Consider the following 26,348-nt stretch of genomic DNA (forward strand, 5'->3'; position numbering starts at 1 on the left):
AGAAAAATCAGCCTGTTTTTATTATGCCTGTGCAAAAACGATTAAGTTGATAGAATCAGTGATACAGGTTTGTAAAGTAATGCGTTCCCCGCCGCCTGCTGACGTGATCTGATCCCAATTGTCTTGTCCAGAATGAATATCTCTTCCGCTATCGTCAACTTGAATAAGCCCGTTTACTATATAAGTGGTCGCATTGCCAGCACTATCTGTAACGGTAATGGTACTCCCATTACCTAAGGAAAGGATCGGTGAAAAGACACCTGGATTATGTCCGATAAAATGAGTATTTTGATTGTCTGTACCTGATTGTATCGGATTGCCGCCCCAAGTAGCTGCGACGGAGCCGCCATTAATGATTCCTTGACCGCTGCCTTGTCCAGCATTTTGATACGGAATAGTGGTTCCTAAAAGAGTGATTTGATTGGGTTGTTTTACAGGAGTCTGTGGAACAGGGGCTTCAACTGTTGGATTGACTTGTTCGGCTGCAGCTTGTTGCGTTTCTTGGGCAGGTACGGCTTCGACAGGGACTTGTTGAGGTGACGTCTCTTGCGTTTCTTCCGTTGTTGATTGTGGTGTTTTGGTTGATGAATTTGCTGTTGCTTGTTGGTTTGAGCTTGTGGTTGCTTCAGGTGTCATTGCTTTTGAAGAGGAGGCTGACGGTTGACTTGGCGATGTTTTATTTTCCTCTGCGGACTTCTGAACAGGCTTCTTTTCCTCAACGATGATCAGAACGGTTCTTTTGTCATAATCTTGTTTGTTCTTTGCGGATAAGATTAAGGCGTAGCGCCCAGGTTTGCTAGTGTTAATGTTGGTGTAATTTAGTTGAACGGGGCGGTGGTCTTCACCAACAGCTTTGTAATATTGGTTGGGATTAAATGAGTCATTAACGGTAATCGTAATTTTGTCTTCACCATAAATCCTTACTTGGCTTTCGTGTGTTTCCCTTTTGGATTGAGACTGAGCGTCAGAAATAGTGGAAAAAATGATCAGAGTAGATAGAAAGAAAAGACATACAATAACATCGGAAAAAATCAATCGCCTTCTCATCGATGAGTTCATTGAAAGCACCCCTTTTTCTGATTTACTTAAATGATAAAGCATGAATCAATAATAAAAAATAAAAATAACGTAATATTTAAATTTAGTTGTTATTTGTGGATTTTAGTTAGATAAATATCAATATTTTTCCACTTTTAAATGGTTATTTTATGATATAATGACCAAAGGATGTTATAATCCAAAAAATTAAAAATGAATATTCGATTTGAAGAATAGTGACAATTGATTGAGGAGGCTACTTTTGTGAGGAGATTACTTAAAAATACAACACAGCGACGTTTGGCTATCATTGGGGTATTAAGAGATTTGATAGGCTGGCAAAATCCAGAAATGATTGCAGATTTGTTGGAATGTTCGGTGAAAACGATTTTATCGGATGTGGATGCAATCAATAATCTTTGGGGTGAGCATGTTGGGATTGAGTACTCCCGTACGAATGGTTTAAGACTAAACGATGCCCTTCATAATAAAACGCGACAGTTAGCTAGGAATTTGATGGATGAATCTGAGGCATTTATCTTTTTAGAACGACTCTTTTTCCAGCCAAATGAGGATATGGACTATTGGATTAATGATCTTTATATCAGCGAAGCGACCTTTTATCGAATGATCAAACAGCTTGATAAGGTTTTAGGGGAAAAGGGCTTGGTACTTGAACGCAGACCATTCCGGATTACAGCTAAAAAGGAGCGTTGGGTCCGTGTCTTTTATGTGCAATTGTTTTTAGAAAAGTACGGCGTGAACGAATGGCCGTTTGATTTAAAACGGGATAAAATGCTTCAGTTCATTAAAACGGCGAATCGGTCTTTTGACATTAGCTATAATGATCGTGAAATTCTGGAAAGTAGTTACTTGTTGGCAGTAATTATTACGAGAACTTCGCAGGGGTTTCAACTGTCAAGCCGTGAGAAGTTTAATTTGAATCCATCAATGATTAATCAAATTTTGACATTACGTCCCGAAGCTGATCGAATCGTTCGAGATACAAACTACATAGTGACGGAGCACTGGTATTATGATGTCGCAAATAGTTTGTTTTGCCCTTGTTTTCTTACACGTTTTGATCCAAGCTGTCAGGCTACTTTAGGTCATTTAGAAAAGTTTTTAGAACAATTAGAAACGGTCTACGATCTGCCATTATCAGAGAATCGACGAAAAAGCTTGCTACAAAAATTATTACAGGTCCAGACGGCTTATCAAGTTTGGCCCTATCCGAGGTCGATCTTATTTGATTCAGCGGCGTATTTTTCGCGAAATGCGAAGGTACAATACCCGCATTTTACGAAGTATGTCCATCAATTATTGCTACGGATTGAACGAAGGACTGGCGATCCTTGGTTTAGTCAGTTTTATTTCTCAGTGGTTCAAATCTTGTTTAAAGAATGGGAGGGGTTGGCGCGCTCGTTGGATGAACATGCAGCAAAAGTAAAGATTTTTGTGGTGAGTGATTCAGGAGAGAGTCATGCAAAAATGATTGCTGAGCTGATTCGAAGCCGCTTTTATTATCGGGTAGTGATTGAGACTCATGAAGGTTCTGCGTTAGACTTTGAACACGATGAAAGTTTTATGGACTATGATTTAGTTGTCGCGAATTACCCAATCAAAAATTATTCTTATAGTAATTTAAAAATTGTCGATGATTTTTTAACAGAAAGTGATTTATCCTCTATCGGCTCCTATGTAAAAGAAATTCGTTAGAAGGCTGCTTTTTTGGTCTTCTTTTTTCTTTGAGGTTTTCATTATGTAGAAATTCCGTTAAACTTGGACTATCAATTTCTAAGGAGCAGCCAATGAATCCCCAACTCTTAGCAGGTATAATTATTTTAATCGCCGCCGTATTTTTTGTAGTTCTCGATGTTTTTTCTCAAATCAAACTGCGTCAGCGCGTGCGCGCGCAATGGGGGAAAATCCCACGACAATCCCAACTAGACAAAGAAGAAAGTTTGAAAACTGCTTGGCAGATCGAAAAGCAATTTCACGACTGGGATAGTGAAGTCGATGATCTTACGTGGTACGATTTAAATATGCAAAACGTTTTTGAGTTAATAAATGGAACGTACTCCAGTATTGGTTCAGAAGCACTGTATCAGCGTTTGCGAAATTATCAATTTAATCAATCCGCTGATTTGGAGGAATTGATCCAGTTTTATGAAGCGCATCCCGAAAGTAGGGAAAAGATTCAATTTCACTTTGCTGGTTTGGGCAAACGTGATAATAATTTCACCAAACAGTATATTGCGAATGGAAAAAAAGAAAAACTGGGGAATTTATGGCTATACGTTCTGTTAGGTGTATTGCCGTTGATCAGCTTGATTTTGCTCATGTTTTTAGGACCTCTGGGGCTTCTTTTCTTATTAGGGTCCATTCTGTTCAATGTTATTTTCTACATGATTAAAAAAGCAAATTTAGAAACAGAACTAGAAAGTATGCGCTATCTGGTTCAATCGATTTCTCTGGCCAATCAATTAAGTAAGATTTCTTCGCCGCGGCAAGCGGAAATTAGAGAAAACTTGATGCCCTTAAAAGCGATTGCTAGATGGGGATTTTCTTTTAGAGTTAAGAGCAATAGTGAAGGAGATATCCTGTTTGAATATCTCAATTTGATCTTTATGATTCCGTTTATTGCGTATAATTTTGTGATTACACGATTGAGTAAACACAATCAAGAAGCAATCAACTTGTGGAAGGTTTTAGGAGAAATGGAAGTCGCTGCGGCGGTACTAAATTTTCGTACCTATTTTCCAGTAAGCTGTCAGCCGACCTTTACTGAAGGCGGAGTCCAAGCGGAAGATATCTATCATCCGCTGGTTGATTACGCCGTAGTTAACCCTGTTGATTGGCAACAAGATACACTGGTTACTGGCTCCAATGCCTCCGGGAAATCAACCTATGTCAAGAGTATCGCCATCAGCGCGATACTAGCACAAACGATTAATACAGCAATTGCAGAGCAGTTTACTTTACAACCAGGCCATGTCTTAACCTCCATGGCGGTAGAAGATGATATTTTAGCAGGAGATAGTTATTTCGTGGCTGAAATTAAATCAATCAAGCGATTACTGAAACAAGTGGAAAAAGGGGAACGTTGCTATTGCTTTATTGATGAAATATTGAAGGGAACAAATACGATTGAGCGGATCGCGGCTTCTTCCAGTGTAGTCACTTGGTTAGCGGGGTATCCAAGTTTGAGTTTTGTGGCGACCCATGACATTGAACTGACTGAGATATTAAAGAATTATTGCGACAATGTGCATTTTGAAGAAACGGTGACGGAAGAGCAGGGGATTACATTTGATTATGTGCTGAAGCAAGGACCGGCAGTTACACGAAATGCCATTGCTCTGTTAAAAGTGATGGATTATCCAGAAAAAATTGTGACTCAGGCTCAGAAAGAGGCTCGTTGCTTTGATGAGCAGCGAACCTGGATGACCATTGATCGCAAGGCATAAATAAGCAGAAAGAATCCTTCTGACATTGTGAGGGTTCTTTTTTTATGAAAAATGGGTGAATTCATTAGAACTTTTGAAAAAAAATCTCTATACTGGAATAAGCACTTATTTAATGAAAGGACGTGACTAGATGCTAAAAAAATTACTGGCAAATGTCGGTGAATATAAGAAACAAAGTCTACAGACACCCCTATTTACGATGGGAGAAGTCTTGATGGACGTGATCATGCCCTTGATTATGGCTGGGCTGATTGATAACGGAATCGAAAAAAGTGATACGAATACGATTTTACGTTATGGCGGTTTGCTCTTTTTGTGTGCTCTATTTGCGCTAGCAATGGGAACATTGGGGGGACGGACAGCCGCCATTGCTTCAGCAGGTTTTGCGAAAAATCTGCGTCACAATTTATTTGAACGAATTCAAAGTTTTTCGTTCTCCAATATTGACCGCTTCTCGAGTTCGAGTTTGATTACTCGGCTGACAACTGATACGACGAATGTTCAGAATGCTTATCAAATGGTGATTCGGATCTTGGTTCGTTCGCCATTGATCTTGATTTTTTCTTTGGTAATGACCTTTCATATCAATCGTGAGCTATCAATGATCTATTTGGTAATCGTACCCATCATGATCGTTGGATTGGGACTGATTATTCGTTTTGCGCATCCATTGTTTGAAAAAGTTTTTCGGACGTATGATCGTTTGAATAATGTCGTGCATGAAAATCTGCAAGGAATTCGTGTGGTGAAATCGTATGTTCGTGAAGAACATGAGGAAGAAAAATTCAGTCGTGTTTCACAAATGGTCTTTGACAATTTTACTAAAGCACAACGAATTGTGGCCTTCAATATGCCGCTTTTACAAGTGGCGGTTTATACGTGTATGCTACTGCTTTCTTGGTTAGGAGCAGAGTTGATCGTGAATAAGGGCAATCTATCGACCGGTGAATTGGTCAGTATGTTCAACTACACCATGCAGATCTTGATGAGCTTGATGATGATGTCTATGACCTTTGTTCAATTGATGATCGCTCGTACTTCTGCTGAACGGATTACTGAAGTGTTAAATGAGGAAAGCGATCTGAAAAACGGCAATAACCCATTGATGGAAGTTCCAGATGGTTCTGTGGAATTTAACAACGTTTGCTTCAGCTATAAAGATGACATGGATAAGTTAGTTTTAGAAAACATCGATTTAAACATTGCGTCTGGCGAAGTGATCGGAATTGTCGGCGGAACGGGTAGCTCGAAATCCAGTCTAGTGCAACTGATTCCACGACTTTATGATGTGACGCACGGCGAGATTAAAGTGGGTGGACATGACGTGCGAGATTATGACTTAGAAACCTTGCGTGATCAGGTCGGCATGGTACTGCAAAATAACGTGTTGTTCAGCGGAACGATTGCTGATAATTTGCGCTGGGGGAATGCCGATGCGTCAGATGAGGAAGTCCTTCGTGCATCGGAAATCGCGCAAGCGGATTCCTTTATCCAAGAGTTTCCCAATAAATATGACACAATGATTTCTGAAGGTGGAAATAATGTCTCCGGCGGACAAAAGCAACGGCTGACCATTGCCCGAGCATTATTAAAGAAGCCGAAAATTTTGATCTTGGACGATTCTACCAGTGCGGTAGATACAAAAACGGATCGTGCGATTCGTGAAGGTTTGGCCAAAGAAATACCTGGCACAACCACCTTTATTATTTCCCAACGGGTTAGTTCAATTCAGGATGCGGACCGTATTATTGTTTTAGATGATGGAAAAATCAATGGTATCGGGACACATGATGAATTGTTAGAAAGTAATGTGATTTATCAAGAAGTCTTTGATTCTCAACAGAAAGGATTTGGTGAACAAGATGAATAAACGTCCAGCACCTAAATCCAATCCAAGCAAAACGATCAGACGCCTATTAAAAATCATGGCAAAGGAACATAAAATTCAATTAATTATTGTCTTTTTCATGATCCTGATTAGCGCCTTTGCCAATGTACGGGGATCGTTATTTTTACAAGTCGTGATTGATGACTATATCACACCGCTGGTTGGTCAAAGCAATCCGAATTTTACCGGTTTATTAAAAGCAATTTTGACCATGGCTTTGATCTATGTGGTAGGAATTATTGGAACTTTATCCTATAACTTAATCATGGTAAAAGTATCTGAAAGTACACAGAAAAAAATCCGTGATCAAATGTTTAATCATTTAGAGACATTACCATTGCGTTATTTTGATTCAAACGCTGATGGTGATATCATGAGCCATTTTACCAATGATACCGACACCTTGCGACAAATGATCTCACAAAGTATCCCTAATTTGATGATGGCGTTAGTAACCTTTGTCTCTGTTTTTGTCGCGATGTTCTCGTTAAGTATTCCCTTGACTTGTTTTGTCATTGTCTCCGTTTCGCTGATGTTCGTGATGCTGCGTTTTATTACTCACCGCAGTGGTCGTTATTTTGGTGAGCAGCAGCGCTCGTTGGGAAAGGTGAACGGCTATATTGAAGAAATGATGCACGGACAAAAAGTTGTGAAGGTCTTCAACCATGAAGAGACAGCGATGAAGGAATTTGATGTAATCAATGATCAGCTGCAGGAAAGTGCGGCCAAGGCGAATGCGACGGCAAATACGTTGATGCCGATTATGATGAACCTTTTAAACATCCAATATGTATTAGTAGCGATCATTGGCGGATTATTCGCAGTTTACGGTGTTTCGGCTTTGACAGTCGGAATGATTGCTTCCTTCTTACAGTTGAGCCGTTCATTAAATGGACCAATCAGTCAAATTTCTCAGCAGATCAATTTTGTCATCATGGCATTAGCAGGTGCTGATCGTATTTTCCAATTATTAGATGAAGAATCAGAAGTTGATGATGGGTATGTCACGTTGGTGAATGTAAAGGAAGTCAATGGCGACTTAATTGAAACTAAGGAGAGAACGGGCATTTGGGCATGGAAACATCCCCATGAGGATGGAACCATCTCATATGTTCGCTTGACCGGTGACGTACGCTTTGAAGATGTCAACTTTGGCTACAACGACGATCAGCTAGTGTTGCATGATATCAATTTATATGCAGAGCCAGGGCAAAAAGTTGCTTTTGTTGGAGCGACCGGCGCTGGCAAGACGACCATCACAAATTTGATTAATCGTTTCTATGATATTCAAGAAGGAAAAATCCGTTATGATGGTGTGAATGTTAAGAAGATCAAAAAGAATTCCCTGCGTTCTTCTCTAGGGATTGTGTTACAAGACACCCATTTATTTACCGGGACGGTGAAAGAAAACATTCGTTACGGGAATCTGAGCGCAACTGATGAAGAGGTTTACCAAGCAGCAAAATTGTCGAATGCCGATATGTTTATTCAGCACTTGCCGGAGAAATATGAGACGGTCATTACTGGTGACGGTGAGGGTCTGTCACAAGGCCAGCGGCAGTTATTGGCCATTGCCCGAGCAGCGATTGCTGATCCGCCTGTCATGATCATGGACGAGGCCACGTCAAGTATTGATACTCGAACTGAAAGTATTGTTCAATCGGGAATGGATCGCTTGATGGAAGGTCGGACCGTATTTGTGATCGCCCATCGCCTATCCACGATTCAAAATTCCGATGTCATCATGGTAATGGATCATGGTCGGATCATTGAACGTGGGGATCATGAAAGTCTTTTGGCAGAAGGCGGCATGTATTACCAGTTATACACTGGGAAAGTCGAATTAGATTAATTGTAAAGGCGTGTCTTGCTTAGGTGAGGCACGCTTTTTTTGACGTATGTCCGCTTTAGAAAAATGGTTTAGAAGGGTTTAATTGGAATAAATGAATGATAATCGTTACAATAAAATAAAGATTTCGAGAAAAGAAGCGAGGGTGTGCCGATGAAAATTTCACGTTTGGATTCATCCGTTTTATCGGAAGCTAAAGTGCTAATTAAGAAAGTATTCATGCAATTTGAGGCACCGGATTATTCGGAGGAGGGTGTTGCTCACTTTATGGCGTATTTAGATGAGGAGCTGGAAAAGGAGTTTGCAACGAACCAGCTACAGCTTTGGGGTACTAGGATTAATCAACAACTCATCGGGATTTTAGCAATTCGCTCCGCGAAGCATGTGGCGTTGCTCTTTGTAGACGAAGATCATCATCGTCAAGGAATTGCTAAGGGAATGTATCAAGCAATGCTCTCAGAGCTGTCACCTAAGCAATTGACTGTTAATTCTTCCCCGTATGCAGTACCAGCTTATGAAAGACTGGGCTTTCAACGTAATGACGATGAAAAAACAGTCTCAGGAATTCGTTTTCAACCAATGATTTTCATCAGAGAGGATGTAGAAAAATGAAACGTTTTGCAATCAAGGATTATGGACTAGCTAAAGAGGTATTCATCGAAATCGAAGCAGAACCGCGTCCAGTCGATGAAACACATGTCCGGGTAGAATTACTGGCTTTTGCGATCAATCCCTATGATGTCGCGTTACGTCAGGGAGCGATGCGGGATTTTCGAACATTGAAATTCCCTTACGTCTTAGGTAATGACGGCGCTGGAATTGTGACTGAGGTGGGCAGCGAAGTGACTCATGTCAAAGTTGGCGATGAAGTAATTGTTCATGCGGTCGGCGGAACATATGGTGAAGAAGTGGTTGTGCCTAGTAAAAAGATTGTCAAAAAACCATTGACTATGTCGTGGGAAGTAGCGGCGGGAGGCGTAACGCCATGGTTAACCACTTATAATTTGGTCACTCATTTATTAGGAGATAAAATTGGGGAGACGGTAATGGTACAAGGTGCTTCAGGCGCTGTGGGTTCATTGCTCGTGCAATTTTTAAAGGAACAAGGAAAAGTAGTTTTAGCTTCTGCTTCTAAGCGAAATGAAGGACTGGTACGCCAGTTAGGAGCAGACGAATTTGTTGCTTATGATGAGGCGGATGCGGGGGCAGCTTTCGCGGATCAAGCAGATACAGTCATTGATGCAACCAAAGGTGGGCGAGCTGGTGAAGCGGGAATGGAAATTATGAAGACTGGCGGGAATTTTGTTGCGTTAAACAATTTGCCTAGTGAACAAAAGAAGAATGGGAATTATTTATCTTTCGGACCATCGAAAACTTATTCTGACTTTGAAGCATTAACAGCATTTACAGAGTTAGCTGATAAAATACAGGTGAACGTTGCTGACGTGCTGCCATTTGCTTTGACTAGTGTAATCTCTGCTCATGAAAAATTAGAAGGGCACCCATCAGCTGGAAAAATCATTATAAAAAAGGCGGATTAAAATGAATCAACAGAAATGGTTAGTAGTAAAAGCGAATTTTGAGGGAACAGAGGATTTAGCGGACGGATATTACCGCTTGCGTGAAGTTGAAGAGGGCTATCAGTTGGCATATCTAGTAGCTGGACCATGTGGGGATAAAAATCCGCATCCAGAGATAACACTGCGCCAAGAAGGAAATCTAGTTCGACCCATTCGTCTGCGAGATGTAGAAGCAACCCCAATTTTGACCCTTTCGGAAAAAGATGATGCGGATAGGTTAGATGTATTGACCGATCAACTATTAAATCGCTTTATCGAAGCCAAGAAACTTAGTCTTTAAGCATTTCTTTAGCATTTCGCAGGTGAAAAGGGATACAATTATGACAAATTGTAAGGAATGTCAAAAAAGGTGATTTCAGAGACTCACTAGAATTGAAATTAGCCGAAATTCCATGCTACATTAATTCAGCGAGAAAAAATAGTAGGTGAAATCAATGAAAGTTATTCAATCTCTTAAACACACATGGCAACTGTTCCTATTAGATTGGCGTCGTGTTTTTAAAAATCCGATTGCCATTTTATTGATGGCTGCATTGGTCATCATTCCCTCCCTTTACGCTTGGTTCAACATCAAAGCTTTATGGGATCCTTATTCCAATACAGGAGAATTACCGATTGCTGTTTACAGTGCTGATACTGGTGCGAAATTTCAAGACAAAGACGTTGAAATCGGAGACCAGGTGATTAAAAATTTGCACGAAAACAAACAGCTCGGTTGGCGTTTTGTCGATTCGAAAAAGCAAGTTGTTGAGGGTGTTCGATCAGGAAAATACTACGCAGGGATCTATTTGCCAAAAGAATTTTCCAAAGATTTATTGAGTTTTACCTCAGGAGACATCAAAAAACCTAAGATCGAATATTATCTGAACCAAAAAATTAATGCCATTGCCCCAAAGATTACTGATAAGGGTGCTGGATCAATCCAAACTGAGATCAGTCAGGAGTTTATTAAGACAGCAAGCTCCACACTGTTGAAGGTATTTAATGAAATTGGTTATGACATCGATGCTAACTTAGTTAGTATTAATAAGGTTAAAAATTTGATACTGACGACGAATGATAATTTAGGTGAAATCGATAAGTACACGCAGGAAGTTGTTGAAGTTCAAGGCAAGTTGCCAGAACTGAAAGAAAAATTAGCCAAGGCGAATGAGATTCAAGGATATATACCGCAAGTTGATGAGATGGGACAAAAGTTGATTGCATTGAATCAAAAAATGCCGGAAATCAAACGGCAAGCGAGCGTTATTTTGACTCTACAACAAAAGATTCCAGAAATTCAACAAGCAGGAAATCAGCTAGCACAAGTCGATAATGACTTTGCTGAAATTGAAAAAACCATGAATGATGGGATTAATGAAGCGAAACAGGGCTTGAATATTATTCATCAAGTTCAAACGATTTTGCCAGATATTCAAAAGCTTGGCAATCAAGCAGATGATTTTGCTGCAACCACTAAAAATGGTGCAGAACAATTAAAATCAGCGATTCCAAGTATTTCCAGCAGTGTGCAAGTGACGTTGCAGGCGATTGGACAGGTGGCGGAGACGACTGATTCTTTAGCAGCTTCTTTGCAAACTGCTCTTGAGGATAATCAATTAAGTCAAGAAGAAAAAGATAATTTAAGCCAATTGATTAATAGCTTTATACAAGGCAATAAAGATCAGCAAGCGGCAATTGATTCTGTAACTAGCTTAGTCCAGAATATGAAGGATTTGGCAGATAAGAATGGTGATACGGATGCTAGCCAAAAGCTTGCGAATATTTTATCGATGCTTACCAGTGCCAAGCAAGCGTTGGAGAATCTGAATGGTCGTTTAAGTGATCTGAACAATGCTATTCAAAGTGGTAATATTGATCAAGCGAAAGAGTTCTTGCGGCAAGTCCAAGCTGCTGCTAAAAATGTTGCCAATTTAGTAAACAGCATTAACGCCGAAGAAGTTGGCCAAACTGTCAGCACGATTCTTGATAAATTAATCAATACAATCACGACGGCTCAAGGTGTATTGAATCAAGCGCAACAAATTGATTTTGCTTCCTTATTGAATTCGACAGAAGGAACTGTCAGCAATGCGATCACTTTCTTAGAAAAATATCAAAAACAAATGCCGGCAATTGGTCAAGAGGTTCATGATGCGAATGTATTATTGAACGGACACATGAACGAGATTGTTAATGGAATTAATACAGGAGCAGATCTCTACAATAATGAATTGCCTGTAGTTGAACAAAAATTAGGGTTGGCTGCAAACTTTATCCAAAATGATTGGCCAGGAGTTAAAAAAGATTTAACAGGTGGTTTAAAAGTAGCTAATGAGAAGATGCCAGAAGTTGAAAGTGCATTAAATCTCGCAACTGATTTAATCAAAAATGATTACCCAACGTTACGCGCAGGCATTCAAAAAGCAGCGAATGCGATTCAACAAGGGGATCAGACGATCGACTTCGGTCAGGTCTTGAAGCTATTGAAGTTGGATGCACAAAAGGAAAGTGACTTCTTCACGACTCCGGTAGATTTACAAACGAATACGATGTACCCAATCGCCAATAACGGTTCAGCTAGCACCCCATTCTACACTGCCTTGTGTCTATGGGTTGGTGCGGTACTATTCTCTAGTGTTACGACCACAGACTTCTTCTTAGACAAGAAAGATCGTGGCAAATACACGAAACGTGAACAATTTGGCGCACGGATGCTGACTTATTTAGTGGTCAGTGTTGGGCAAGCCTTGATTGTTACATTAGGAAATATGTTCTTGTTAGGCGTTTATGTGAAGAATCCAGTGTATAGTGTTCTCTTTGCTGTTCTAGTAGCCTTAGCCTTTATGATGATTGTTTATGTATTGGTCGCGCTCTTTGGAACGGTCGGAAAAGGGATCGCGATCATCATCCTCGTGCTATCCATTTCCGGCGGGGGCGGGAACTATCCGATCCAAGTATCAGGCAAGTTCTTCCAAGCGGTCAATCCGTGGCTGCCATTCACTCACGCCGTTAACTTATTGCGTGAGAGTGCCGGCGGAATCTACTGGCCAAATGCGACAGGCGATATCATTATCATGATCGTGCTGTTTATCGTATTTGGTATCTTGGGAACTTGGGTTTATCCAGTGCTGCAACCGCATTTGACGAAGCTGACGAAAGTCGCTCATGAAAGCAAAATTTTCCATTAATAAGCAAAAGCTTTCTTGGCTAATTTCGCTACTTTAAACAACAAAAAAATGAACAGGCAGGACAACAGCGTATTACTGTTGTTTTGCCTGTTTTCGTGTTTTACTAAGGGTATGAAAAGTCATTGAAAAAATCATTGACTTTTGGTTTGAGTACGAGTAATATTTCGCTTGTTTGCTTTTTTTACAAAGAATTTTTATAAATAGGATTTACGATGTGCAACGGGAAAAACAAACAACGTTATCTATAAGAAAATAAGTACATTATTTGGAACAAGGAGTGAGTCTAGTGGATTATCTTAAACGCTTGCTGGTTGGTCGACCACTGAAGTCATCTGAAAACGATGATCAGAACTTGTCGCGTTTTGCAGCTTTAGCGATGCTTTCATCAGATGCGTTGTCCTCTGTTGCGTACGGGACAGAACAGATCGTTGTCGTTCTGGTGACCTTATCAGCAGCGGCGATTTGGTATTCATTGCCGATCGCATTTGTGGTATTGATTTTATTAGCATCATTGATTTTATCTTATCGTCAAATTATTCATGCCTATCCTCACGGTGGCGGCGCCTATGTCGTCAGTAGCGAGAACTTAGGGAAGAATGCCGGCTTGATCGCTGGAGGTTCGCTTCTAGTGGATTATATGCTGACTGTTGCTGTATCTGTATCGGCGGGTGCGGAAGCCATCGCATCTGCGATTCCAGCCTTGTACAATCATCGTGTCCTGATTTCTGTCATTATTGTTTTATTATTGATGCTGATGAATTTACGTGGGTTACGCGAGAGTGCTGGTCTTTTGATGACGCCTGTCTACAGCTTTATTGCAGTGATCACTATTTTGATCGTGGTGGGTCTAGTGAAAATTGTTACTGGAACGGCACCGCTGCATTCGACCGCTCAAGTTGGAGCTGTTGTACCGGGTATTTCGATCGCATTATTGCTACGGGCATTCTCCTCTGGCTCCTCTTCATTAACTGGGGTCGAAGCGATTAGTAATGCCGTACCATTTTTCAAAAAACCGCGTGCTAAAAATGCAGCAGGTACCTTGGCGATGATGGGGTTGATCTTAGGTTTCTTCTTCACTGGAATCACTTTTTTGAACTATTGGTTCGGGATTGTTCCAACCGCTGAAGTAACTGTTCTATCCCAAGTCGGGGAAGCAGTCTTTGGTAAAGGGTTCATGTATTATGTGCTGCAGTTTGTCACAGCGTTGATTTTAGCAGTAGCAGCCAATACAGGCTTCTCAGCCTTTCCTGTCTTGGCCTACAACCTGGCTAAGGATAAGTTCCTGCCACACCGTTACCAAGACCGTGGCGACCGTTTAGGCTACTCTAACGGGATCATTACATTGGCTCTAGGTTCGATCGTCTTGCTGCTGATCTTCCAAGGGTCGACGGAACGTTTGATTCCTTTGTACTCAGTCGGTGTGTTCATTCCATTCACCCTGTCGCAAACAGGGATGGTCTTGAAATGGCGCAAAGAAGGCGCACATTGGTTAAGAAAATCCATCGCTAATATCATTGGAGCCCTGATTTCCTTTGCAATCGTTGTAATTTTGTTTGTTTACCGCTTGCCAGATATTTGGCCGTTCTTCATCATCATGCCAATTCTGATCTATGCCTTTTATAAAGTGCATGAACATTATAAAAATGTAGCGGAACAATTACGCTTGGCAGACGATGTGGAGCTGCATGAATATGAAGGAAATACAGTTATCGTGCTAGTTGGGAATGTGACCCAAGTAAATATCGGTGCAATTAATTACGCTCGTTCGATCGGGGATTATGTGATCGCAATGCACGTTTCATTGGAAGAAAACGAGGAGAAGGAACGGGAGATTCGTCATGAGTTTCGTGAAAAATTCCCGGATGTTCGTTTCTCGGTTGTTCGTTCACCTTATCGTTCAATTGTAAATCCAGTTAGTCGTTATGTTGACCGTGTAAGTAAAAATGCGAAACAACATAATTATACGACGACGGTTTTAATTCCAGAATTTGTTCCTAACAGAACATGGAAACGATCATTGCATAATCAGACGGCTCTGCGACTGCGCTTCCGGTTGTCCTACCGCGATGATATTATCATTAGTACTTACAACTACCATTTAAAGAAATAGTTTCAAGAGTGTACCGAAAACGAGGTACACTCTTTTTTTCTTAATAAAAGTTCAAAAAATATAAATGGTAAAACGTATTCATCCTTTTTTTGAGCAAAAAAGGTTGATTTTCATTTCTATTAGCGTTAATATCAAACAGCATTAATTACTAACACTATTAGGTATTAATGAAACTAAAAGACTTTTTGGAAGAAGGAGGAGTCTGATGACATACGCAGAAGAGGCTGAACGCGAGCTGATGCAGTTGATGGTCCAGAATCGTCATGGGGCTTTCAGCAAGCTTGAAAAGAGTAGTAAAGGCGCCAGAATCGTTATTAAAGTGCTTGATCGTATAGGTGAGCCGACCAATCCGAAGTATTTGGCAGAAACGCTGAATTTATCGACCGCTAGAATTGCCGCTGTGTTGGGTAATTTAGAAAAACGGGGCTTGATTAGTCGAACAATGGACCCCGATGATCGTCGCCGAATCAATGTTAGTTTAACAGAGAGCGGAAAAAAGGCGGCAAAAGCTGAGATGCAGGATATGCGCAATAGAATTATTCGAGCGTTCGAACTTATGGGAGAAGAGGATACAAAAAAGTATCTTGAGTTGACTGCTAAGTTTGTCGACTACTCACAAAAAATAGCCATGGAAGGGGAAAGTGATCAACCGTGAAGATTTTTAAATATCTTAGTAAATACTGGTATGCCATCATCGCCGTATTTTTACTTTTATTTGTGCAGGCATCTAGTGACCTGAGCTTGCCGAGTTTAACATCGGATATCGTTGATATCGGTATTCAACAAGGAGGACTTGAACAGTCTACGCCGGATAAAATTAGAAAATCAACGCTTCAAGGGATTGAGATTTTCATGACCGATAAGGAGAAGCAAACAATCAAGGATAATTATAAAGAAGCAACTCAAACCGTCGATGGGAAAAAAGTTGCTATTTATAAATTAGATCTGCAAGATGGTATGACAAAAGAAAAACTAGCAAAAATCTTTAATCTGCCAATGATGATGATTGCTTCTACTCGTTCGAAAGATTCGACGAATGCGAAGGAAGCTAAAGAAGTCATCAATGACTACACAGCTATTTCAAAAGAGGCAAAACAAGCCCAAGCCTTAGGTGAAGAAGCGAAAACACTTGGGGAGCAAGCTCAAGCTGCGGGTAAAGAAGCTGCTGCGGCTACAGATGCGGCAACTGCGGCTGCGAAAGGTGCTGAAGCGCAGAAATTAGCAGCTGACGCGCAGGCCAAAGGAGCGGAAGCCCAAAAACTTGGTGCTGCCATTAAAGCTAAAAATGATGCAATACCAGCAAAAGTTGAAGCAGCACGTAAAGCAACAAAAGAAAGCTTAGGCGATCTTGGTGAGGATTCATTGAAAACCGTGGGCATACAATTGACCTTAGCAGAATACAAAGCTTTAAATGTGAACACCAAAAAAATCCAAATGGATTATATCATTAAAACAGGTGCCAAAATGATTGGGCTAACTTTAGTCTCGGCGATTGCCGCGATCATCGTTGGGTTAATTGCCTCATTAGTTGCTGCAACTGTAGGTAAAAATCTACGGGTGGGGCAATACGAACGGACACTGGAATTTTCAAACAATGAAATGGAAAAATTCTCGCCGGCTTCGTTGATTACCCGTAATACAAACGATATCCAACAAATACAAATGGGGATCGTTATGATCATGCGAATTGTTTTGTATGCACCCATCTTAGGTATCGGCGGTGTTTATCGAGTATACAAAACTGGAACTGGTATGGGCTGGATCGTTGGTGTAGCGGTAGCAGCTGTTCTAGTTTTAGTCTTGACCTTACTGCTGACAACAATGCCTAAATTTAAGGCGTTGCAAAACTTAGTTGACCGTGTAAACTTGGTTTCACGCGAAATTATTACTGGTTTGCCAGTTATTCGTGCGTTTTCTCGTGAACAATATGAAGAAGAACGTTTTGATGTAGCTAATACGAATTTAATGAAGACGCAAATGTTCGTTAACCGTGCGATGTCATTAATGATGCCTATTATGATGCTGTTGATGAATGGTATTTCCGTCTTGATCGTATGGGTCGGCGGGCATAATATGGACAATGGTCAATTGCAGGTTGGGGATATGATGGCCTTCATCACGTATACTATGCAGATTGTTATGGCCTTCATGATGTTGTCGATGGTATCGATTATTTTACCTCGTGCCAACGTCGCTGCTGGTCGTGTGGATGAAGTATTGAATACAGAACCGACGATCAAAGATCCAGAACAACCAAAAGACGACCATGACTTCAAAGGCGAAGTGAAATTTGAAGGTGTTCAATTCCGGTACGGCGATGCGGATGCAGATGTTTTGCATCATATCAATTTCACCGCTAAGCCAGGTGAAACGACCGCTTTGATCGGTTCTACAGGTTCAGGAAAATCAACCATTGTTAACTTGATCCCGCGTTTGTTTGATGTGACCGGCGGACGGATCACGATTGACGGTATTGATATTCGTGAGATGAGTATGCACAAATTGCATGAAATTATGGGCTTCGTTCCGCAAAAAGGCGTGCTGTTCTCTGGTGATATTGCCTCGAATATCAAATTTGGTGATGCGGATATCTCAGATGAACAAATGAGAAAAGCTGCTGAAATTGCACAAGCTAATGAATTCATCGATTCCAATGAGCAAGGCTTCGATCGTGCCATTTCTCAAGGTGGTACCAATGTTTCTGGTGGACAAAAGCAACGTTTATCTATTGCTCGGGCATTAGCCAAGAATCCTAAGATATTGATTTTTGATGACTCGTTCTCGGCGTTGGATAACAAGACCGATGTCGCGTTACGTCAAGCGTTAGCTGAAAATATTAAAGAGGCTACTCAAATCATCGTGGCCCAAAAAATCTCTACGATCCTGCATGCAGATAATATTATTGTTCTGGATGAAGGTCGTGTGGTTGCTCAAGGGCGTCATGAAGAATTGATGGAATCATCTTCTGTTTATCAGGAGATTGCTCAATCACAATTAAGCAATGCTGAACTTGGCATAGAAGAAGCGGATTAAGGAGGAGCGAAAAGAATGGCAGAACAAAAACAAAATCGCCCTCGTGGTGGCGGACCTGGTCGGGGAATGAGCGCGCCAGTTGAAAAAGCGAAAGATTTCAAAGGTACGATCAAAAAATTGATTTCGTATCTTGGCGCTTATAAAATCGCCGTTTTCTTTGTAATGATCTTTGCGGCGGCTTCAACAATCTTCAACATTTGGGGGCCAAAGATTCTATCAAAAGCAATCACAGAATTATTTAACGGCCTGATCAAGAAATATCAGGGAACTGGCGATATTAACTTTGATAAAATTGGCGGTATCTTACTCTTCATGTTAGGTCTGTATGTGGTTGCTTCCTTATTTGGGATTATCCAAGGCTGGATCATGTCGACGATTTCTCAAAAGATTACTTATCGGATGAGAAAAGAGATTTCTGAAAAGATCAATCGGATGCCGATGAACTATTTTGAAAGCCGTACGACAGGGGAAGTGTTGTCACGGATCACAAATGACGTAGATACATTGGGTCAATCATTGAATCAAAGTTTAACGCAATTGATCACTTCGACCTTTACGATCGTTGGAGTTATCGTTATGATGCTTTCAATTTCAGTGAAGATGACGGGAATTGCAATTCTAATTGTACCGATTTCTTTACTATTGATCCTATTCGTAGTGAAAAAATCGCAAAAATACTTCAAGACGCAACAAGAATATCTTGGTGTGATTAATGGGAAGGTTGAAGAAACAATCGGTGGGTATACGATCGTTCGTTTGTTCAATGAAGAAGAGAACTCATTAAAAGAATTTAAAGAACAAAATGATGTGCTCTTCAAATCGGCTTGGAAATCTCAATTCCTTTCTGGATTGATGCAACCGATCATGAACTTTGTCGGTAATTTAGGTTATGTCGGTGTGGCAATTGCCGGTGGTATAATGGCCTACAATGGAACAATTACTGTCGGAGATATCCAAGCGTTTATCCAATATGTACGTAACCTGACACAGCCAATCGCACAGCTAGCGCAAGTATCGAATATGCTGCAATCAATGGCAGCAGCGGCAGAACGGGTCTTTGAATTCTTAGCTGAAGAGGAAGAAGATCAATTGGCTGAAAATCCTGTTCAAATCGATAAAGCAGAAGGAATGGTCGATTTCGAGCATGTTCAGTTTGGCTACACACCGGATAAGATTGTTATCCAAGACTTTACTTCACATGTTGAGCCTGGTCAGACAGTCGCAATCGTTGGACCAACTGGTGCTGGTAAAACAACGATGGTTAAACTGTTGATGCGCTTTTATGATGTCAACTCTGGTGCAATCAAGATTGATGGTCACAATATCAAAGACTTCAATCGGGCAGATCTGCGCAAAAATATCGGAATGGTCTTGCAGGACACTTGGTTGTTCAAAGGCACGATTATGGATAATTTACGCTATGGCCGTCTTGATGCTACAGACGAAGAAGTTTACGCAGCAGCTAAAGCTGCTCACGTGGATCACTTCATTAAGACATTGCCTGGCGGCTATGATATGGAATTGAACGAAGAATCGTCGAACATTTCTCAAGGTCAAAAACAATTGCTAACGATTGCGCGGGCGATTTTGGCAGACAAACCAATCTTGATTTTAGACGAAGCGACTTCTTCCGTTGATACACGGACAGAAGGATTGATTCAAGAAGCGATGAACAATCTGATGAAGGGGCGGACGTCATTTGTTATCGCCCATCGTCTATCAACGATCAAGGATGCAGATAAGATTCTTTATATGCAAGGCGGAGATATTAAAGAACAAGGAAGCCATGAAGAACTATTGGCTCAAAACGGACTTTACGCTGCATTGTACAACTCGCAATTTGAAGAATTATCAGAATAAAGCAAAGACCAATCATCCGAATAAATGGATGATTGGTCTTTTTTATTAGAAAATCGTCTACTAGTATCGACTCTTGTCTGTGATCATCTTTGTTTGTTTATCATAAGTGATTGTGACAGAGGCGTTGGCGTATTCGCCGTCTTTCGTTTGATCCCAAGTGGCTGTCGATCTTGGAGGCATACCATATTTTTCTTTTTCCCAGCTGGTTACTCTGTCTGGCGGACCAACTAGCTTCTCTAATTCTTCATAGCTGGCACCGCCCTTAAAGGAGTATTTTTCGTTGTCAGCATCGTAATGCTCTGTCGCGACCTTTATACTATCGTAGATTTCTGATGTCCACTCTCCAGGAAAGGCACCCTTTGGTTTGGAGTTTGCTGGTTGTGTGTCAATCGGTTCATAGGAAACGGTATTAGAAATCATGAAAAGGACAGAACCGATGATGAGTAAAATAACGAAACTCAGTGCCAGTACCCTATTTCTAGAAGCTTTCTTCGGGGGCGCAGTTTGTTGCTGCACTTTTTGTGATAAATCCTTTTTTTGCGGTTTCAAATAAATCGTTCCACAATAATCACATTTCCACCCTTGATCGACTTTATGGAAATGTGTGCTACCGCAATTCATACATTCTTTACTTTTCATGATAGAGTCCATCCGATCCGTAATTTTCAGGGAAGTCATCCGGATATTTACCTAATCCAGCGCGAGAATATTGTTCTGGTAGACGATTAAAGTAAATGTAACGCACGATTGGGGTGACATATCCTACCTGATCATCTTTAAAATAAACGTTGGGTTTTCCTTGTTTTTCGTAAACAAATAGTTTAGTGAATCCACCAAAAGTATTATCCGTGTTTATGGCGATGAAGGCGCGGACCTCTCGCCAAGTCAAATCTCCTTGCTGCCACTGCTTTCTAATCATCTTCGCTTCATAATTGACGGGATTATTTTGTTCATCAAACGTAAGAGCAAGCTTTTTTTGAATTTGGTCGGTGTCTGTAACGATCTCATCTGGTTGCCCCCAAATTCGTAAAATATCTGCGCTGGAGTATTGATCGAAATCTGGTCCATAAGCGGCTAGAAATCCAGCTTCTCGATAATAGGTTGTTATAGCGAACTCGCTATTAGGATTCTCGATAATCATGTCTTCTTTTGGAGGTGTTCTTAGACGACTTTTTTCAAGAGTATCATGTTGCTTTTGTGCGGTTGATACTCGTTTTTTAAATTCTTCTGTCTTGTCGTCGCCGTATTCCTCCGCTGATACGCGCGCTAAATCAATTTCCTTTTGGTTCAATGAAAGCTCTGCGATTCTCACATTTCGCTCCGGGTTTTTCAATTGACTAGGCGAATAGGTTGTCGAATCTGTCGAATTTTTAGCGCTGGTGGCAGGTTTAAACATAGTTAATTTCGGTCTACCCTTTGAAGGCGTTGCCTTTGGCGAAAAGGGGACTAGAATACTGCTAATGACAAGAATACCTACAATAAGGACCAACGAGATTACTATGATGGACAGCGGCTTTCTCTGCAGTTGTCTTTTATCTAGAGGGGGTGAATCGAATTCGTAGACCGCATGACAATAGCTGCATTCATAGCCATCTGCTGTTTTTTCAAACTGATTTCCACCGCAATATTTACAGACCAAGCCCTTCATTTTCACCACTCCCCTCATTTTTATCCGAAGCTTCTTAGATAGAGAACTTTGTTTTCGTTGTTACTAGAACACGAACTGTTTATAAATGATACCACGGAGGAGGAGACGCGAAAAGAGACGATGCAAAGATTTTTGGTATAGCTAGAGATTTGATTGGAGAAATATTTCTATAAAGTGAACTTTTGATCTTTATTGACTAATCAATAAGAAGATGATATTTTAATTATAGAAAATATTTTCTGTTTAATGAACATAATTTCAAAAAGGGAGTGGCGCGTATGATGGATACAGAAAAGGTACAGCTGGTAGAATATGGCAAAAAATTGATTTCGACGGGATTGACCGCGGGAACTGGCGGAAACATCAGTATGTATGACCCTGAAAAACAACTGATGGCAATCACGCCTAGTGGCATTGATTATTTCGAGATGACAGTCGAGGATATTGTTGTACTGGATCTGGAAGGGAAGGTTGTTGAAGGAGCAAGGAAGCCTTCAAGTGAATGGCAGATGCATTTGATTAATTATCAACGGCGAGGTGATGAGATTCGTGCGGTCGTACATGCGCATTCGACATTTAGTTCGATTCTTGCGACTTGCCGCAAGCCTTTACCAGCGACCAATTATATGATAGCGGTTGCAGGAGGCGATGATGTTCGCTGCTCTAAATATGCGACGTTTGGGACGGAGAAGTTGGCAGAATACGCCTTTGAAGCGATGGAGGATCGTTATGCTTGTTTTTTAGCGAATCATGGGCTGCTGACATGCGGTCCGACTTTGCACGATGCTTTTTCGGTAGCCAGTGAGGTCGAACGTTTAGCGGGTTTACATGTAGGTGCTTCTTTATTTGGAGATCCAGTAATATTGGCCGATGCAGACATGGCTGAAGTACACGAGCGTTTTCCTAGTTATGGACAATAAGAGAAGTGCGGCGAGGTGATGAGCAATGAGTAAAGTAATTATTGTCGGAGATACATTTGTTTCTGTGGATATATGGAGACAAGCGGTTGAAATGATGGATCTGCCAGAGCCTGTAGAGATTGTTTCTTTAGAATGGTATCCGGAAGATTCTCCGAAAGAATTTCAGCGAAAGTTAAAATTGATTGAACAAAACGGTCCTGAATCGGTAGCGATTCCTGAAGGGATTATGGAAGAAATAAGTGATGCTGATTATTTGTTCGTTCACGTGGCTCCAGTTTCTCGTAAGTTGTTGGAAAATGCACAGAATCTGAAGCTGATTGGAATTTGTCGTGGTGGGGTAGAGAATCTTGACATTGGGTTAGCGCGGGAAATGGGGATTCCAGTTATTCATGTCATTCGGAACGCCGAACCGGTTGCAGACTATACCATTGGCATGATTTATTCAGTGACCAGAAATATTGCACTTTCCCATGCGGCAGTGATGCAGGGTGCATGGCCGAAAAATTTTCCGAATGATGCCTATCGAACGACGCTTGCTAGTCAAACAGTTGGTTTAGTGGGACTGGGACATATTGGGAAAATGGTGGCACAACGACTTATCAGCCTTGGAGTAAAAGTGATCGCTTACGATCCCTTTGTTGATCAAGAAGCCATACGGTCATCTGGAATTGACTTAACCTTTGTTTCTTTAGAGGCATTATTTAAGCATTCAGATATTGTTTCTCTGCATATGCGGGTAACACCTGAAACAGAAAATTTGATCGACGGAAAATTGTTGGCTCTTATGCAGCCTGGCGCGTATTTAATCAATACTGCTCGTCCTGGTATTCTGGATAAAGCGGATTTTATTGAGGCTTTGAAGAAGAGAAGAATTGCTGGAGCAGCGATTGACGTGGTGTGGGAGGAACCCATAGCTGAGGATGATCCTTTACTCGAATTGGATAATTTGGTCATCACCTCGCACATTGCAGGTGATACTGTCGATGCGATTCCTAAATCACCGCTTTTGTTAGCGAAAACGGTAAAGGATTATCTTCAAACTGGAGTTAGCGAATTCATCATTTAAAAAGAGTTCCTGAGAAAAGCAATTCTCAGGAACTCTTTTGTTTTATACGCGATCATAATCTTCTAAACGAATTTCTTCGAGCTCTTCCTCATTGAAGTCTAGGTCTTTGTCTAGGATTTTTTCAACAGCTCGGATTAATGAAGCGGCATCTAACCCGTATTTTTTCAATAAGTAAGGTTTAGAAGCCCCATGGGTCCATTCGTCGTTGATTCCGACTTTGATTAATTGTTTGTGTAGTTGGTGCTCTAACATCACTTCGCCGACTGCGGTGCCTAAGCCGCCGATTGTGACATGGTTTTCCATCGTAACAACACCGTGTTTTACTTTCTTAATTGAGTCAACCACCAATGGATCGGTGAAAGGCTTAAGTGTCGTGATATGAACATGTTGGACTGAGACGCCTTTTTTCTCAAGCCATTGAGTCGCGCGCATTGCTTCTTCGGTACAGATACTACTAGAGAATAAAGCGACATCGTCTCCCTCGGAAATGACCCGGCCTTTGTTAAACTCCGTTGGTTTATCAGGAGAGAAGAGCCGTGGCATTTGACCACGCAACATTCTGACGTAGATTGGCCCATTGACTTCTTTACAAATATTCAATGCTGATTCAACATCTGTCGCATCGCCGCAATCGAAGATCGTCATGTTGGGGATTGTTCGCAGGATACCGACGTCTTCAATTGACTGATGCGTGACGCCGCCGGGAGTCGTAATTCCTGGTACGAAACCTAACAGAGAGACCGGTAGATTCGGATAAGCAATCGACATTTCTAGTTGATCCAGCGGTCTGCGATAAAGAAAGACTGCAAATGTGTGTAAGAAGGGGCGGAAGCCTTCACGAGCTAGGCCAGCGGCCCAACTTAACATGTTTTGCTCAGCGATTCCCATCGATAAATACTTTTCAGGGAAGACTTTTGGGAATTCTTTGACTTCACAAGAAGTACCTAAGTCAGCGGACAAGACCAAAACATCCTCATTTTCTTGTGCAAATTTGATCATATTTTTTGAATGTACATCCGATTCGATTTTCATAATAAAACTCCTTCCTCTTTTCTCTTACATTTCATTGTAGAATTTCGTGTATTTGTCGAATTCTTCGCCTTCTTTTAAGCGAACAAAATGCAAAATCGGTCTTCTTTCGTTTAAGTATGGAATCCCTTGTGTTGGATCTGTGTAGCAAAGGATGACTAATGGTTTGTTCTTTTCGCCTTGTTTAGTTGCTGCTTCAATCGCCTCGATATCATGCCCGTTAACTGATACAGCTTTAGCTCCGAAAGCAGTAAAGCGGTTCTCTAAAGGCTCGATATTCATCACTTTCTTGGTTTCGCCTTCGACTTGCTGTCCGTTGATATCGACGAATAAAACTAAATTGTCTAATTCGTAAAAAGCCGCTGATTGGATCGCTTCCCACAGCTGACCTTCTTGCATTTCACCATCAGACATCATAACGAAAACCCGACCTTCTTCGCCGCGTAATTTTCGGGCGTGTGCTGTTCCTCCGGCAACACTAATCGCTTGGTCTAATGTACCGGCAGCGTTTTCAAAACCAGGTGTGTGGTTGGCGCCAATCATTTCCATGGAATAGCCGTCACGATTGAACATTTCTAATGCTGCTTCATCTAATCGGTTCGCCTCGATTAAAGCTGCGTACACAGGTGCTGCATAATGCGCTGGTGAAACGAAGAAACGATCATACGGAGCTTTCAATGAGCCATGGTATTCTGCGCCTTGGATGTAATCCATATTGTCCTTCGAAGGGGTTCCTGGAAATTTTTCTGGTAATCGCGGTGCTTTGCTTTCACTTAGATTCAAGACCCGTAAGTATAAAGTAGCGAAAAGTTCTGCTGAAGAGCAAGCCTGCGAGAGATAACAACCATTTCTTTCAAGTGTAAGCCGTAGAACGTGTTTACGAATGTTTTTTGCCGCTTTTTCAACATCGGCGATCGTATAATTATTTGCCATGATAAAACTCCTTTTACGTATTAATGTAGTTAATTTTTTTATTTTTGACCGTAATTGTTTTGATAGAAATCATATACTTCTGATGTATAAGAATCTTCTAAAGGCTTGAGTGAAGCGTTCAAGGTTCTGGCGTAATAGACACTTTGCGCGGTTTCTTCCAGAATAACTGCGTTTTTTAGTGAGTTTGTTGCAGACTTGCCAACAGTAAAGACGCCGTGATTTTTCAACAGGATTGCGGGACAATTGGTTTCTTGATAGCAACGAACAATCTCAGCTCCAATTGCTTTTTCACCAACAGCAGCGATTTCCGATAGTGGGATTTCTTTGCCGAAAACAGCAGCAGAAGTAGTTGTATATATAGGAAGTGATTCTCCTGCGATCGAAAAAGCTGTAGCATAAGGAGAGTGGGTATGGGTGATGCCTAATACCTCAGGGCAATGATTATAGACATATAAATGAGATTCAGTGTCGACAGAAGGAGTTAGTTCTCCTTCGATGACGTTCCCCTTTAAGTCTACGACAATCATGTTCTCTGGTGTTAAGTCGTCAAAATGAATACCGCTGGGTTTAATGACCACGTATTCTGTTTCCGGATCTTTTGCACTGACATTTCCACTCGTCCATAAAACCAAACCGTTTTTAGGAAGTGCTTTGTTGTCTCTACAAACCGTCTCTTTCAGTTGTTCAAGCATAGTATAACCTCCAATATCGTTTTTTACATTATTTCATCATAAAGAACAAATGTCAATGTATA

20 protein-coding genes are annotated in these 26,348 nt (G+C 41.1%); 14 read left to right on the plus strand and 6 right to left on the minus strand.

Translation table 11 applies throughout. The annotated features are described in order from the left end of the window. Positions 1–21: 21 nt before the first annotated feature. Positions 22–1,059: a sortase domain-containing protein gene (locus IGI44_RS01335; protein WP_438785943.1), complete on the minus strand. Its 1,038-nt coding sequence runs from the start codon at positions 1,057–1,059 to the stop codon at positions 22–24. A gap of 243 nt (positions 1,060–1,302) precedes the next feature. Between IGI44_RS01335 and IGI44_RS01340 the strand changes: the two genes are divergently transcribed. From IGI44_RS01340 to IGI44_RS01395, 12 genes are all read left to right on the plus strand, one after another. After that, positions 1,303–2,757, plus strand: a complete 1,455-nt coding sequence (locus IGI44_RS01340) for a helix-turn-helix domain-containing protein (RefSeq protein ID WP_438785944.1) — start codon at positions 1,303–1,305, stop codon at positions 2,755–2,757. Positions 2,758–2,849: 92 nt separating this feature from the next. Further along, a complete protein-coding gene (locus IGI44_RS01345) occupies positions 2,850–4,508 on the plus strand; it encodes a MutS-related protein (RefSeq protein ID WP_438785945.1) in 1,659 nt (552 codons plus the stop codon). Positions 4,509–4,638: 130 nt separating this feature from the next. Beyond that, positions 4,639–6,378, plus strand: coding sequence for an ABC transporter ATP-binding protein (locus IGI44_RS01350; protein ID WP_438785946.1), 1,740 nt, complete (start codon positions 4,639–4,641; stop codon positions 6,376–6,378). Continuing rightward, positions 6,371–8,248, plus strand: a complete 1,878-nt coding sequence (locus IGI44_RS01355) for an ABC transporter ATP-binding protein (protein WP_438785947.1) — start codon at positions 6,371–6,373, stop codon at positions 8,246–8,248. The genes IGI44_RS01350 and IGI44_RS01355 overlap by 8 nt, the downstream gene beginning before the upstream one ends. Before the next feature lie 150 nt (positions 8,249–8,398). Further along, positions 8,399–8,857, plus strand: a complete 459-nt coding sequence (locus tag IGI44_RS01360; RefSeq protein ID WP_438785948.1) for a GNAT family N-acetyltransferase — start codon at positions 8,399–8,401, stop codon at positions 8,855–8,857. After that, positions 8,854–9,786, plus strand: coding sequence for an NADP-dependent oxidoreductase (locus tag IGI44_RS01365; RefSeq protein ID WP_438785949.1), 933 nt, complete (start codon positions 8,854–8,856; stop codon positions 9,784–9,786). Before IGI44_RS01360 ends, IGI44_RS01365 begins: the two co-directional genes overlap by 4 nt. A 1-nt stretch (position 9,787) precedes the next feature. Continuing rightward, positions 9,788–10,105, plus strand: a complete 318-nt coding sequence (locus IGI44_RS01370) for a hypothetical protein (protein ID WP_438785950.1) — start codon at positions 9,788–9,790, stop codon at positions 10,103–10,105. A gap of 163 nt (positions 10,106–10,268) precedes the next feature. Beyond that, entirely contained in the window at positions 10,269–12,995 is a 2,727-nt protein-coding gene (locus tag IGI44_RS01375) for a YhgE/Pip family protein (RefSeq protein ID WP_438788886.1), read from the plus strand. Between the two features lie 286 nt (positions 12,996–13,281). Then, positions 13,282–15,105: an APC family permease gene (locus IGI44_RS01380; protein WP_438785951.1), complete on the plus strand. Its 1,824-nt coding sequence runs from the start codon at positions 13,282–13,284 to the stop codon at positions 15,103–15,105. A 205-nt stretch (positions 15,106–15,310) separates the two neighbouring features. Next, on the plus strand, positions 15,311–15,760 hold the full coding sequence (locus IGI44_RS01385; RefSeq protein ID WP_438785952.1) for a MarR family winged helix-turn-helix transcriptional regulator: 450 nt from the start codon (positions 15,311–15,313) through the stop codon (positions 15,758–15,760). Further along, complete coding sequence (locus IGI44_RS01390; protein ID WP_438785953.1) at positions 15,757–18,138, plus strand: ATP-binding cassette domain-containing protein; 2,382 nt, start codon at positions 15,757–15,759, stop codon at positions 18,136–18,138. Before IGI44_RS01385 ends, IGI44_RS01390 begins: the two co-directional genes overlap by 4 nt. A gap of 15 nt (positions 18,139–18,153) precedes the next feature. After that, complete coding sequence (locus IGI44_RS01395) at positions 18,154–19,998, plus strand: ABC transporter ATP-binding protein (protein WP_438785954.1); 1,845 nt, start codon at positions 18,154–18,156, stop codon at positions 19,996–19,998. Positions 19,999–20,058: 60 nt separating this feature from the next. Here the strand turns inward: IGI44_RS01395 and IGI44_RS01400 are convergent, their stop codons facing one another. Together IGI44_RS01400 and IGI44_RS01405 are read right to left on the minus strand one after the other, a co-directional pair. Beyond that, on the minus strand, positions 20,059–20,637 hold the full coding sequence (locus IGI44_RS01400; RefSeq protein WP_438785955.1) for a hypothetical protein: 579 nt from the start codon (positions 20,635–20,637) through the stop codon (positions 20,059–20,061). Continuing rightward, positions 20,627–21,646, minus strand: coding sequence for a DUF4947 domain-containing protein (locus IGI44_RS01405; RefSeq protein WP_438785956.1), 1,020 nt, complete (start codon positions 21,644–21,646; stop codon positions 20,627–20,629). The genes IGI44_RS01400 and IGI44_RS01405 overlap by 11 nt, the downstream gene beginning before the upstream one ends. Before the next feature lie 281 nt (positions 21,647–21,927). Between IGI44_RS01405 and IGI44_RS01410 the strand changes: the two genes are divergently transcribed. Both IGI44_RS01410 and IGI44_RS01415 read left to right on the plus strand, forming a co-directional pair. Continuing rightward, entirely contained in the window at positions 21,928–22,566 is a 639-nt protein-coding gene (locus tag IGI44_RS01410) for an L-fuculose-phosphate aldolase (RefSeq protein ID WP_438788888.1), read from the plus strand. A gap of 25 nt (positions 22,567–22,591) precedes the next feature. Then, complete coding sequence (locus tag IGI44_RS01415) at positions 22,592–23,632, plus strand: 2-hydroxyacid dehydrogenase (RefSeq protein WP_438785957.1); 1,041 nt, start codon at positions 22,592–22,594, stop codon at positions 23,630–23,632. A gap of 42 nt (positions 23,633–23,674) precedes the next feature. Here the strand turns inward: IGI44_RS01415 and IGI44_RS01420 are convergent, their stop codons facing one another. From IGI44_RS01420 to IGI44_RS01430, 3 genes are read right to left on the minus strand one after another with little or no spacing between them, the layout of a single operon-like run. After that, the gene (locus tag IGI44_RS01420; protein ID WP_216406029.1) at positions 23,675–24,664 is read right to left on the minus strand and encodes a transketolase family protein; all 990 of its coding nucleotides are present in this window, start codon (positions 24,662–24,664) and stop codon (positions 23,675–23,677) included. Positions 24,665–24,688: 24 nt separating this feature from the next. After that, positions 24,689–25,594, minus strand: coding sequence for a transketolase (locus tag IGI44_RS01425; RefSeq protein WP_438785958.1), 906 nt, complete (start codon positions 25,592–25,594; stop codon positions 24,689–24,691). Positions 25,595–25,632: 38 nt separating this feature from the next. Then, entirely contained in the window at positions 25,633–26,286 is a 654-nt protein-coding gene (locus tag IGI44_RS01430; RefSeq protein WP_438785959.1) for an L-ribulose-5-phosphate 4-epimerase, read from the minus strand. Positions 26,287–26,348 lie beyond the last annotated feature (62 nt).

The organism is Enterococcus sp. DIV0756, assembly GCF_051710745.1.
In the GTDB taxonomy this organism is placed as follows: domain Bacteria; phylum Bacillota; class Bacilli; order Lactobacillales; family Enterococcaceae; genus Enterococcus_A.